Source organism: Labrys sp. ALF-8, assembly GCF_059699065.1.
In genome coordinates this window covers 1,410,972-1,422,186 of the sequence record NZ_AP048538.1, presented here as the reverse complement: position 1 = coordinate 1,422,186, position 11,215 = coordinate 1,410,972, and the positions used below count along the sequence as shown (strand labels likewise).

Genomic DNA, 11,215 nt, shown 5'->3' with positions numbered 1-11,215 from the left:
GTTTCCTCCCTTGACTCAATGCCCGCCGAGAGTTGGCCTTCCAGGCGTCAACCACAGCGGGCATTTCTTTAGGTGAAGTAGGCCCTTGATCCCCTGCGAATGAATGGGCTTATATTTCAGCGTGGACTCGGTCCTGGGGTTTGCGTGTGCAATCCGGTGAGACGTACGGGGTGTGCGTTAGCGCGCCTCGTACGTCCATTCACAGCAATTCCATCCATGGATTGTCGTAGCGCACGCCCTTCTTCGTAGGACCTTCCGCGCGCAGGCTGTCAAGATAGTCGGCCCAGAACTGGGCAGTCTTAACACGGTCGGACCATCGATAGGAGCGGTTGTAGGCCCGCTTGGTCTCACTCTCCTGTGCGTGGGCAAGCATCGGCCAAATCACATCTTCTTCCTTGCCGAGCTCGACGAGCAAAGTGACGGCGGTAGCCCGAAAACCGTGAGCACAATGTTCATCACTCCTGAAGCCCATGCGTCGGAGTGCCGAATTCATGGCGTTTTCTGATAGTGGGCGGAAAAAGTTGCGCATAGAGGGAAATACAAAACGGCTCTTGCCGGTGATGAAGCGCATCTGTCGCAGAACGGTGACTGCCTGTCGGGGCAAAGGTACATCGTGGACGCGCCGCATTTTCATTTTCCCTTCTGGGATCGTCCACTTACCTCTATCCAGATCGAGTTCATCCCACTCCATCGTCCGCGTCTCGCCGGGGCGTTGGAAGCAATATGCCTGTACTTGAAGACATGCGCGTAGGGTAGGCCAACCGTCGTATTCCCATATGCAACGAAGAAGCCCGGCAAGTGGGTCAGGCTTCACGATAGCAGGGCGGGATACGACTCTGACTGGCTTAAGCGATCGGCGCAAAACCTCGGTCGGGTCGCGATCGGTTCGCAGATTCTTGATCCCATATCGAAACGTCTCGCCAATCGCTGCTCGAAGTGCGTGAGCCGTCTCCCTATGCCCGCGGCGCTCGATCTCCTTGCAAACCGTGAAGACCTCGTGAGGCTTAATCTCGTCTAACGGTCGCTTCGTCAGTTTGCGAGCATGATCGGTCAGCAAGCGCCGCTTCTTTTTTATGGTCACCGCCGCAAGGTCGCCATCCTCTTCCAGTTCGGAAAGCATATCGCCAACGAGACCGCCGAAGGTGTTCTTCACTTGCGCAACCGCCTCCGAGCGTTTCTGACGTCTGTCAGTGACGGGATCGCTGCCGGAGGCAAGTAAATCGCGGGCAGCATCCCTGCGACGCCGCGCCTCAGCTAAAGGAACTTCTGGATATGATCCGAAGCTCATCGTGTTTCGCTTGCCGAGGTATTCGTAAGTGAAGCGCCAGGAACGCGTGCCGTTGGTCTCGATCAGAAGGAACAGACCCTTGCCGTCTGACATGCGCTTCGGCTTGTCGCCTGGCGCGGACTTACGAATCGCAGCATCGGACAATGGGAGTACGATCTTTGGCATGTTCGGAGTACCGTAGTCCTAGGTTTCAAGAATATGCCTTTCGGTACTCCGAAATGATTAGGTTGACAAATCGGCCCGGTTGATTCGCAAGCCATTGAAAATCAACCACAATATTCCAAGTCACTGAAAATACAGTCGCTTCACAGTTGAATTAATCCACAGAAAGTTGAAATTTTGAGGTGCATGAGTGCGCATGAAAGGACCTGATGGTGCGGACGGCGGGACTCGAACCCGCACCCGGTTTCCCGAAGCAGATTTTAAGTCTGCTGCGTCTACCATTTCGCCACGTCCGCGATGTTGCCTGCTTAGGGGGGGAATCGGCGGGGCTCAAGCCGTTTTTGCGGGCTTCCAGCCATAGAGCCAGGCATAGCGCTCGAGCATGCGCGGTCCTCCGAGCGCCGCCAGGCCGAGGTCTCTCACCGTGGAGAGGGGCCAGCGCCAATGATAGCGTTCGCCATTGGCGTGGGCCTCGGCCTGGATCCGGCTGACGCGCGGTACCCGCAAGGCGGACCAGGCGAGCAGGCGCGACGCATCCTCGTCGGGGCCAGCGAGGCCTGCGGCGAGTTCGGCGGCGTCCTCGATGGCGGCACCCCCGCCCTGCGCCATGAAGGGCAGCATGGGATGGGCCGCGTCGCCGATGAGTGCGACGCGGTCTCGTGCCATCGGCCTATCACAGCGGCGTTCGTAGAGGGGCCAGGTACGCCAGTCGGCAACGCTGCGGAGCATGGCCACGATGCGGCCGTCCCAATCCGCGAAATGCGGCAGCAGCGCTTCAGGCTTCTGCGGCGTGGACCAGCCGGGAGTGGCGTCCCGGTCGTGCGTGATGGCCACCACATTGAACGCGGCCCCCCCACGCACCGGATAATGCACGAGATGGGCGCGCTCACCGAGCCACAGGCCGGTGACCTTGCCATGAAAGAAATCGGGCACATCATCCATGGCCAGCACGGCGCGCCAGGCACGCTTGCCGGTGAAGCGGGGAGGTTCGGTCAGACCGAGGCTCTTGCGGACCGAGGACCACAGTCCGTCGGCTCCAACGAGGATGCGGGCCTCGATGCCGGATTGTCCGGAAAGGAAGGATATGCGCACCCCGGAAGCGTCCTGCGCAATCGCGCCGACATCGTGGCCGAGAGCGAGCGGTATGCCCCGCTGCCTCACGGCTTCCAGCAGCACCGATTGCAGGTCGCCGCGATGGATGACGCCGTAGGGTGCTCCCCAGCGTCGTTCGCAAAACTCCAGCGGCACGCGCTGGACGAGCTTACCGGATACGCCCTGGCGAATGAGCACGGCATCCTGGCGGACCATGGTTTCATCGAGGGCAGGGCCAAGTCCCAGGTCGAAAAGGACGTGCAGGGCGTTGGGGGAGAGCTGGATGCCGGCGCCGGCTGCTTCAAGCCGATCGGCGCGCTCATATATCGCGACATCGAAGCCGCGGGCATGGAGTGCGAGCGCCGCAGTGAGCCCGGCTATGCCCGCGCCTGCGATGGCGATCGTCATGCTGCGCTCAGGCGGCGTCGGCGATCACCGTGCATTCGGCCGGGTCCGACGTGCCTTCGTGCAGCTTGGGATCATATTTGTAGAGCGTCGAGCAATAGGAGCAGACGGCTTCGTCGTCACCACCGAGATCGATGAAGATATGGGGATGGTCGAACGGGGCGCTGGCGCCCTGGCACATAAATTCCTTCGATCCGACTCGAATGACCTTCAGGCCGAGATCGTTCTGAAAATGGGGGATGGAATGGCCAGCCATGTTTCAAGTCCGCTATTTGCTGTGGGCGGACCATAGCGGTGCCGCGTGCGATGCGATAGGGGCTATTCAACTCGATGGCAAAGGAAAACCGCGCCGATGCTGCGCTTTGATCACAACGGTGTCGAAATCGCCTATATCGACGAAGGGGCAGGGGAGCCTATCCTGCTCATCCATGGTTTCGGCTCCAATCACGATGTGAACTGGGTGGGAACCGGCTGGGTGGACCTGCTGACCCGGCAGGGCCGGCGCGTGATAGCGCTGGACAATCGAGGCCATGGCCGCTCGGCCAAGCTCTATGACCCGGCCGATTATCATCCCGCGCTGATGGCGGGCGATGCGCTGGCGCTGCTCGATCATCTGCGGATCGGTTCCGCCCCGGTCATGGGCTATTCGATGGGTGCCCGCATCACGGCCTTCCTCGCGCTCGAACATCGGCAGCGGGTGGACGCCGTGATCCTCGGGGGACTCGGGGTCCGGCTCGTCCATGGCGAGGCTTTGCCGCCGACCATCGGTGCGGCGATGGAGGCGCCGACGCTGGACGACGTGACGGACCCGATCGGGCGCATGTTCCGCAGCTTCGCCGACAAGACCGGCGCCGACCGGAGAGCGCTCGCCGCCTGCATCCGCGGCTCGCGCGTGCAGCTCAACAGGGCCGAGGTTGCGCGCATCCTGCAGCCGACGCTGATCGCCGTCGGCACCCGCGATCCGATTGCCGGTTCGGCCCGCGAACTCGCGGACATGATGCCGAACGCCACGGTGCTGGACATACCCAACCGCGATCACAACCCAGCGGTAGGGGACAAGATCTACAAGCAGGGCGTTCTGGCATTCCTCACGGAGCAGGGCGTCTAAATCAGCATTGGCACTCGTGGGCTCCCTGCGCTAAAACCTTGGTTGGAAGCGTTCAAGAAGCGGATAGGCAGATGAATCAGTCAAAGCGCCTGGTTTCCCATGGGCTCGACGTCGTGGATCCGATCTGGAGCCGCGTTCGCATGGAGGCGGAGACGGTCACCCACGCCGAGCCGCAGCTTTCCAGCTTCATATTCGCGAACATCCTGCAGTTGAATTCGCTCGAAAGCGCCATCGTGCAGCGCATCGCCTCGCGCCTCGACCATTCGGACATGCCTGCGACGCTGATCGCCCAGGCCTTCGGGAAGGCGCTCGAGGCTGACCCCAGCATCGGCGCCGCCTTCCGGGCTGACATCGCTGCGGTGATCGACCGTGATCCGGCCGCCAACCGCTATATCGAGCCGATCCTCTACTTCAAGGGGTTCCACGCGCTGCAGACGCATCGTCTCGCTCACTGGCTCTGGCAGGCCGGCCGAAAGGATTTCGCGCTTTATCTGCAGAGCCGTTCGTCGGCGGTGTTCCAGTGCGACATCAATCCGAATGTTCCGATCGGCCGCGGCGTCTTCCTTGATCACGCCACCGGCCTTGTCGTCGGCGAAACGGCTGTTATCGGCGATGACGTCTCGATCCTGCAGGATGTCACCCTCGGCGGCACCGGCAAGGAGACTGGCGACCGGCATCCGAAGATCATGCGGGGTGTGATGATCGGGGCAGGGGCCAAGATCCTCGGCAATATCGAAATCGGCCAGTGCGCGCGCGTCGCCGCCGGTTCCGTCGTGCTCAAGCCCGTGCCGCGCAACACTACGGTGGCGGGCGTTCCCGCCCGCGTGGTCGGGGAGGCGGGATGCGCCGAACCGGCGCGCAGCATGGACCAGATCCTTCATGGGCCTGTGCCGCTGGACGATGCCTTCTGGCACGATGTGGGCCTGTAATCGGCAGCGATGTCCCCGCCTTAAAGACGCATGCACGTCGCCCCGGCTTGCGAAGCGGGGCTTGGCATGGCAAACGGCCTCATCGCGGGGCGGTAAGGCGACCCGCTCAGACAATCGAGGAAGTCCCGTGGACAAGAAAGACATGCAGCGCGTCGAATCCTATCTTCGGCGCACCTTCGGCAATGCCACCATCCGCGTGGTGCCGCGTGCCCGCAAGACCGATAGCGCCGAGGTCTATATCGGCGAGGAATCGATCGGCCTGATCTCCGAGGACAAGGAAGACGGCGAGACCTCCTACGACTTCCACATGGCGATCCTCGATATCGATCTCGAGGACTGATCCTTCTTCCCGGAGGCGCGACCATGCCGCTCTACGCGCTTGACGACATCTCGCCCACCGTACCGGCCGACGGCCGATACTGGGTGGCTCCGGATGGCCATGTGATCGGCCGCGTAACGCTGGGCGAGGATGCCAACATCTGGTTCGCCGCGGTGTTGCGCGGCGACAACGAGCCCATGGTGATCGGTGCACGCAGCAACATCCAGGACGGTGCGGTGCTGCATTCCGATCCCGGCTTCCCCCTGACCGTCGGTGACGATTGCACGATCGGCCATTCCGCCATCCTCCACGGCTGCACCATCGGGAATGGCAGCCTGATCGGCATGGGGGCTACCGTGTTGAACGGCGCGAGGATCGGCGAGGGCTCCCTGGTCGGCGCCAATGCACTGGTGACCGAGGGCAAGGAATTTCCGCCCCATTCGCTCATCGTGGGCTCGCCCGCGCGCGTGCTGCGTACGCTGACGCAGGAGCAGATCGGAAAGCTGCTCGAGTCCGCAGCGCATTATGTTGCGAATTCCAGGCGCTTCGCGAAGGATCTTAGAAAGATAGATTAAGCTTCGCTGCCCGCGTTCATGCGGGCGCTGGCAGAGCTGACGATCACGGGTTTTCAGTTGCCCTTGGAGGAGACGATCGAGGTCGTCTGCGTGTCGCCCAGGGAGACCCAGGCATTCTGGTCCGACTGCGACTGGCGCTTGACATACCGATAGCCGGTGGCGCGCCAGGACAGGATCTTGGGTTCCTGGTTGTCGAGCACGAACTCGCCGCGATCCGTCTTGACCATCAGCACGGCGTGCCCTTCACCCTTCTTGTCGCGGACGACGGTGATCAGCAGCGCCGAGCGTGGCCAGCCAGCATCGATCAGCAGCTTGCGCTTCAGCAGGACATAGTCCTCGCAATCGCCATAGCCGTCGGTGGGGTAGGCCCACCACTCGACCTTGCCGTAGTTTTCCAGATCGGTCATCGGCTTGACGGACTGGTTGACCTGGTCGTTGAGGGCGATGAGATCCTTCCAGGCCTGCCGCGAGAGCACGATGTCGCGCGCCTCCTGAGTGCCGGCCTTGCAGTCGGATGGGTTGTCGCGGCAGAACTGGAGATAACCGGACGGTGGGGTGGTGACGTCCCCAACGGGAGCGTACACGGGCATCGCACTGCCGCCCTGAGCCGCGACAGCCATGGTGGCGGCCGCGGGCGCCAATGCAAGCGCAAGTCCGGCAAGTGCTGATTTGATCATGATCCGGATGCGCATTGCGATCTTCAGACCCATTATGCCCCGCCCCGGCAGTGCCGGATAAGGAGCCAGTTACCCGTTCCCGAGGTCAACTTCGCACAAGGCCTGAGGCCACACAACGCTCCTGCCGCAGAAAAACCAAGATCGGCTTGTCCTGGTGAATGGCCTAACTGTTTGTTTCGTCTCATGTTAACGCCAAATTAACCATGGTTTTCCGTTTTCCGCGATCACGCTTTGGTGAGGGGGAGAGTGGCGATTCTGCCACGCTTTCGTCACGGTTCGGCAGCCCGATTTTGGTTAATTCGAGCTCGGTGTCAGGCTGATATTGTCAATCAGGCGAGTGGTTCCCAGCCTTGCCGCGACGAGCAGCCGGCCGGGCGCTTCATTGGGGCTTGCCAGGGGGGCAAGGTCGTCGGCCTTCCGGGCTTCCAGGTAATCCAGCCTGAACCCCGCTTCCTCGACCGCGATGCGCCCCTTTGCAAGTTCACCTTCGAGGTCCCCACCGCTTCGCACTGTCTCGCTGATATGCTGCAGGATGCGGTGAAGGGTGGGCGCCAGGCCCCGTTCCTTGGGTGAAAGGAAGCGGTTGCGCGACGACATGGCCAAGCCGTCGGCCTCGCGTATCGTCGGGACGCCGATCACCTCGATCGGCAGGTCGAGGTCGCGTGCCATCCGCCTGACCACGCAGAGTTGCTGGTAATCCTTTTCGCCGAACAGGGCGATGTCGGCACCACTCATTGTGAAGAGCTTGGCGACGATCGTTGCGACACCCGCAAAGTGCGTGGGCCGGAAACGGTCTTCCAGGCCTGCCGCGGCCGGCCCTTCCAGGCTGACGGTGGTGGTGAAGCCCTCCGGATAGACCTCGTTCACGCCGGGCGCGAAAAGGACGTCGCATTCCGCCTCCCGGAGGCGGGTAAGGTCGGCCACCTCGGTCCGGGGGTATTTCGAAAGATCTTCCGTTGGCGCGAATTGGGAAGGGTTGACGAAGATCGTCGCGACGACCCTGCCGGCGCGCCTCCTTGCCTCCTGCACGAGAGCGATATGTCCGTCATGCAGAGCGCCCATGGTCGGAACCACGCCGATGGTCTCGTCTTCCTTCCTGTAGGCCTTCACGATCCGGCGCAGTTCGGCAACCGTACGGGTTATGATGACTTCTGCCACCGCTGATCACTCCCTACAGACATTCCGGATCTGCTCACTTGACCGCAGCCGGCGGAGGAGCCAAGTGGCAGGACGTAGTGTTTTCACCGCTCTTTCGCAGATCGGACCGCCGTGGGCCAGTTTATTTTCGGATGCGTCATCCTGTTCTGCCTCTGGCCTTTCCTGAAGCCGGGCATGCTCGCACGGACACCCTTGCTCGACAGGCTCATGCGCAATGGCGGCAGCTTCCTGGCGTTTGCCCTCGGTCTGTATCTGCTGACGCGCGGCGTGTGGGGGGTGGGCATCCCCTTCATGATCCTGGCCGCCGCCATGCGCGGATGGTTGCCGCAGCTGCCCGGCGGCAAGGCTTCCAGCACACGGGGACGAAGCGCCTATGTGCGTACGGCAGATCTCGTGATCATGCTCGATGCCGCCCGGCAGCCGGTGGAGGGACAAGTGATGAGGGGGCGGTTCATGGGGCGCAGGCTCTCGACCATGCAGCCTGCTGAACTTCTGTCGCTTCGTGCCGATATCGCGGCCGACTTCGTGGGTCGTTCAATTCTTGAAGCTTATCTGGACCGCCGACTTGCCGGATGGCGTGAACACTTCAAGGACTACGCGAACACGGGGCGGCGGGGTGGGGCGTCGCCCGACGCGATGTCCAAGCAGGAAGCTTACGAGATCCTTGGGGTGAAGCCTGGGGCGAGCACCGAGGAAATTCGTCGTGCGCACCGGACGCTCATGAAGAAAATCCATCCCGATAAGGGGGGCACGACGCAGATGGCTGCCCGTGTCAACCGAGCCAGAGATGTTCTTCTTGAAGGCCATTGACACCAACTCCACACGACGCGGATGAATTGAGCGATGTGGAAAGCCTCGCAGAACATGGTTACGTAAGGATTAAGACGAGTCGCAAGGGGCGATAATCCTGTTGTTTTCGTGGCTTGCGCCAAAGCTGTCCCCAGTTACCGCCCAACCTTGCGGGCTCAACGATTCCCACAACAAAAAACGCGGCTGCCTGGGGCGCCGCGTTGAATTTCTTGGTGAGGACGAAAGCTCGGCGTTTTTACAGCTTCACCGCCACGCAGGCGAATGATGCGGCCTTGAGCGTGCTGCAGGCCGTTTGGGCCTGGCGCTGGTCGGCGAAGCCTCCGAAGCGGGCGCGATACAGGGTGGAGCCGTTGCGGTTCACCGTCTCGGTGAAGGGACGGGCTGAAGCGAGCGCCTGGTTGCCGGCGAGCCTGGCGCTGGTGAGGAGCTGCTTGGCGGCTCCCTCGCTGTCGGTGGCACCGATCTGGATGATCCAGCCGCTGCGCTGCGGTGCGGCCAGCACCACGCCGTCGGACTTGAATGCAACCGTGCGGACGGTCTGCACCGTGGCGGTGGTATCGGGGCTGGCTTCGTTGGCGCGGCCCGCGCGAGCCGAAACCGTTGCGGGCGTGGTGGTTACCGGCTGCGCACCCTGAACCCAGCGCATCGCCGGTCCCGACGGGGCGGTCGCGGCTATGGCGGGTTTCGCCGGCACTACGTCGGGACGGGCTTGCGGAACGGCGGGAGCCGCATCGGCCTGGTCGTCCTCGACGTCCTGCTGAGGCGCAGGCGCGGCGACCGGTGCCGCCAGGCGCGTCTTGGGAGCCTCGGCAACGACGGCCGGGCGGACCGTCGGCAAGCGCGCAGGGGCCATCGCGACAGAGGAGGCTCCGGCGTCGGCGTCGTCTGCCTGGGCGATCTGGGGCTGCGGTGCGGCGCGATCGGCAGCGCCGGCATAGGCCGTGGGCATGTAGGCGTCGATCAGGCGGCGCACCACCACGTCACGCGAGGCTGCGCTGCGGCCGCCCATGACCACCGCGATGAGTTGTCGATTGTTGCGGCGGACATTGGTCAGGATGTTGAAGCCGCTGGCATTGGTATAGCCGGTCTTGATGCCGTCGACGCCGTCGACCGAGCCGAGCAGATGGTTGTGGCTGCCGATCTCCCGGCCCCGGAAGACGAAGCTCTTGGTGGCGAAGAAGCGGTAGTACTGGGGGAAACGCTTCTGGATCGCCATGCCGAGGATGGCGATGTCGTGGGCTGTGGTGATCTGATCGTTGTCCGGCAGGCCCGAGGCGTTGACGTAGCGCGTGCGCGCCATGCCGAGTGCGCGGGCCTTGCGGGTCATGATGGAGGCGAAATTGCTTTCGCTGCCGCCGAGCGCCTCGGCGACCACGACCGCTGCGTCATTGGCAGAGCGGGTGACGATGCCTCTGATCGCGTCGTCCACGCGGATGGTCTGGCCGGCGCGCAGGCCGAGCTTGGTGGGCGACTGGGAGGCCGCATGTGCCGAGACGGGCAGGGGCGTCGCCATGGTGATGCGCCCGGCCTGGAGCTGTTCGAAAAGGAGGTAGAGCGTCATCACCTTGGTGATGGAGGCGGGATGGCGCAAGGCATCCGGCGAGGCCTCGTAGAGCGTGCGGCCGGTCTTGACGTCGACGACGATGGACGCGTAGCGCGGATTGTTGAGCATATCGGCGGGCAGTCCTCCGGTGGAGGCCGCGGCGGCGCGCACGCGCTTGCCGCGCAGGTGCTTGACCGGCTTGCTCTGGGTCGTTGCATGATGGGTGCGGCGCTTGGCATCCGCATCTTCAGGATGAAAGGTCATTGTGGCGGTGAAAGCTACAATGCCCGCTGCAACCATTGTGGTGGTCCGGGCCAATCCGCCCCCGATCCATCGCGATAGCATGCAAAGTCCCCAATACTCACCGGCGCGAGAGAGCGCCGTCCATTACCTGTTCCTGCTTGGCCGGTGGCCATGCTCGCCCTTCATCCTGGGGCTTATCTCCTCGCCTTGCCGACAAGAAGCTGGTCTCACCGTGCCGCTGCAGGAACGACACAGTCAATGACCCTAGAAGGACGCGGTTACGGATCGGTTAAGTGCCCACTGCCCGCGGCATTTTTGCCGCACTATGGCCGGAAAGGTTTTTGACTCTTCCGCTATCCCGGCTTCACGGCGTGTTCACCCTGGAACGCCTACAATTGCGGCTCGTTGCACTAGCGAAATGCAGAGGGCTCTCCTAAATTGAGGCAACGGAAGCTCTTTTCCCTCACGCATATCGTGGTAGGCTGCATACATTGCGGTTGTCGAAATGGAAGACTCACCAATTTCTGATTTTGAGAAAATGGCCGCGCGGAACGATGGTTTCCTAATCGGCATGGCGCGAGAGCCGCGAGCCCCGGGCGGCGGCGAAGGGCCAGGCGCTGCCGTCATTACCAAGACCAAGCCGGCTACAAAACGCCCCAAGCTGTACCGCGTCCTGCTGTTGAACGATGACTACACCCCGATGGAGTTCGTCATCGAGGTGCTCGAGCGCTTCTTCAACAAGGACCGGGACGGCGCCACCCACATCATGCTGCACGTTCACCACAATGGTGTGGGAGAATGCGGCGTCTACACCTATGAGGTCGCCGAGACCAAAGTGACACAAGTTATGGATTTTGCCCGTAAGCATCAGCATCCGCTGCAATGCGTCATGGAAGAAAAGTGAGG

General features: G+C 62.5%; 12 protein-coding genes and 1 tRNA gene. 6 read left to right on the top strand and 7 right to left on the bottom strand.

Annotated features, from left to right (window positions below):
* Positions 1 to 199: 199 nt before the first annotated feature.
* The 4 genes from AC6H34_RS26645 to AC6H34_RS26630 form a co-directional block, all read right to left on the bottom strand.
* On the bottom strand, positions 200 to 1,453 hold the full coding sequence (locus AC6H34_RS26645; RefSeq protein WP_497540806.1) for a tyrosine-type recombinase/integrase: 1,254 nt from the start codon (positions 1,451 to 1,453) through the stop codon (positions 200 to 202).
* A 207-nt stretch (positions 1,454 to 1,660) separates the two neighbouring features.
* A tRNA-Leu gene (locus AC6H34_RS26640) sits at positions 1,661 to 1,746 on the bottom strand.
* A gap of 34 nt (positions 1,747 to 1,780) precedes the next feature.
* Complete coding sequence (locus AC6H34_RS26635; RefSeq protein WP_497540805.1) at positions 1,781 to 2,950, bottom strand: FAD-dependent monooxygenase; 1,170 nt, start codon at positions 2,948 to 2,950, stop codon at positions 1,781 to 1,783.
* A gap of 7 nt (positions 2,951 to 2,957) precedes the next feature.
* Positions 2,958 to 3,203: a zinc-finger domain-containing protein gene (locus AC6H34_RS26630; RefSeq protein WP_284316747.1), complete on the bottom strand. Its 246-nt coding sequence runs from the start codon at positions 3,201 to 3,203 to the stop codon at positions 2,958 to 2,960.
* Positions 3,204 to 3,299: 96 nt separating this feature from the next.
* On the opposite strand from AC6H34_RS26630, the gene AC6H34_RS26625 reads away from it, so the two are divergent.
* The 4 genes from AC6H34_RS26625 (at position 3,300) to AC6H34_RS26610 (ending at position 5,878) form a co-directional block, all read left to right on the top strand.
* Positions 3,300 to 4,055 (top strand): alpha/beta fold hydrolase, encoded by a 756-nt coding sequence (locus AC6H34_RS26625; RefSeq protein ID WP_448147879.1) that lies wholly within the window; start codon positions 3,300 to 3,302, stop codon positions 4,053 to 4,055.
* A gap of 71 nt (positions 4,056 to 4,126) precedes the next feature.
* Entirely contained in the window at positions 4,127 to 4,984 is an 858-nt protein-coding gene (gene cysE / locus AC6H34_RS26620) for a serine O-acetyltransferase (RefSeq protein ID WP_497540804.1), read from the top strand.
* A gap of 127 nt (positions 4,985 to 5,111) precedes the next feature.
* Positions 5,112 to 5,324: a DUF3126 family protein gene (locus AC6H34_RS26615; protein ID WP_284316750.1), complete on the top strand. Its 213-nt coding sequence runs from the start codon at positions 5,112 to 5,114 to the stop codon at positions 5,322 to 5,324.
* Between the two features lie 23 nt (positions 5,325 to 5,347).
* Complete coding sequence (locus AC6H34_RS26610; RefSeq protein ID WP_497540803.1) at positions 5,348 to 5,878, top strand: gamma carbonic anhydrase family protein; 531 nt, start codon at positions 5,348 to 5,350, stop codon at positions 5,876 to 5,878.
* Between the two features lie 53 nt (positions 5,879 to 5,931).
* On the opposite strand, the gene AC6H34_RS26605 is transcribed toward AC6H34_RS26610, so the two are convergent.
* Together AC6H34_RS26605 and panC are read right to left on the bottom strand one after the other, a co-directional pair.
* Positions 5,932 to 6,555 carry a transglutaminase-like cysteine peptidase gene (locus AC6H34_RS26605; protein WP_448147875.1) on the bottom strand — a complete coding sequence of 208 codons (624 nt, stop codon included), beginning with the start codon at positions 6,553 to 6,555 and terminating at the stop codon, positions 5,932 to 5,934.
* 294 nt (positions 6,556 to 6,849) lie between these two features.
* Positions 6,850 to 7,713 carry a pantoate--beta-alanine ligase gene (gene panC / locus AC6H34_RS26600; RefSeq protein WP_497540802.1) on the bottom strand — a complete coding sequence of 288 codons (864 nt, stop codon included), beginning with the start codon at positions 7,711 to 7,713 and terminating at the stop codon, positions 6,850 to 6,852.
* 111 nt (positions 7,714 to 7,824) lie between these two features.
* Here panC and AC6H34_RS26595 point away from each other — a divergent pair, with 111 nt between their 5' ends.
* Positions 7,825 to 8,523 carry a DnaJ domain-containing protein gene (locus AC6H34_RS26595; protein ID WP_448147873.1) on the top strand — a complete coding sequence of 233 codons (699 nt, stop codon included), beginning with the start codon at positions 7,825 to 7,827 and terminating at the stop codon, positions 8,521 to 8,523.
* Positions 8,524 to 8,758: 235 nt separating this feature from the next.
* On the opposite strand, the gene AC6H34_RS26590 is transcribed toward AC6H34_RS26595, so the two are convergent.
* Positions 8,759 to 10,330 carry an SPOR domain-containing protein gene (locus AC6H34_RS26590; RefSeq protein WP_448147872.1) on the bottom strand — a complete coding sequence of 524 codons (1,572 nt, stop codon included), beginning with the start codon at positions 10,328 to 10,330 and terminating at the stop codon, positions 8,759 to 8,761.
* Between the two features lie 517 nt (positions 10,331 to 10,847).
* On the opposite strand from AC6H34_RS26590, the gene clpS reads away from it, so the two are divergent.
* Positions 10,848 to 11,213: an ATP-dependent Clp protease adapter ClpS gene (clpS, locus tag AC6H34_RS26585; protein ID WP_497541284.1), complete on the top strand. Its 366-nt coding sequence runs from the start codon at positions 10,848 to 10,850 to the stop codon at positions 11,211 to 11,213.
* Positions 11,214 to 11,215: the final 2 nt, after the last annotated feature.

What these genes read in the sequence shown, in the direction of transcription:
- AC6H34_RS26645 (WP_497540806.1), bottom strand. Translation starts at nt 1,453, where the DNA reads ATGCCAAAGATCGTACTCCCATTGTCCGATGCTGCGATTCGTAAGTCC.
- AC6H34_RS26635 (WP_497540805.1), bottom strand. Translation starts at nt 2,950, where the DNA reads ATGACGATCGCCATCGCAGGCGCGGGCATAGCCGGGCTCACTGCGGCG.
- AC6H34_RS26630 (WP_284316747.1), bottom strand. Translation starts at nt 3,203, where the DNA reads ATGGCTGGCCATTCCATCCCCCATTTTCAGAACGATCTCGGCCTGAAG.
- AC6H34_RS26625 (WP_448147879.1), top strand. Translation starts at nt 3,300, where the DNA reads ATGCTGCGCTTTGATCACAACGGTGTCGAAATCGCCTATATCGACGAA.
- cysE (WP_497540804.1), top strand. Translation starts at nt 4,127, where the DNA reads ATGAATCAGTCAAAGCGCCTGGTTTCCCATGGGCTCGACGTCGTGGAT.
- AC6H34_RS26610 (WP_497540803.1), top strand. Translation starts at nt 5,348, where the DNA reads ATGCCGCTCTACGCGCTTGACGACATCTCGCCCACCGTACCGGCCGAC.
- AC6H34_RS26605 (WP_448147875.1), bottom strand. Translation starts at nt 6,555, where the DNA reads ATGATCAAATCAGCACTTGCCGGACTTGCGCTTGCATTGGCGCCCGCG.
- AC6H34_RS26590 (WP_448147872.1), bottom strand. Translation starts at nt 10,330, where the DNA reads ATGACCTTTCATCCTGAAGATGCGGATGCCAAGCGCCGCACCCATCAT.
- clpS (WP_497541284.1), top strand. Translation starts at nt 10,848, where the DNA reads ATGGCCGCGCGGAACGATGGTTTCCTAATCGGCATGGCGCGAGAGCCG.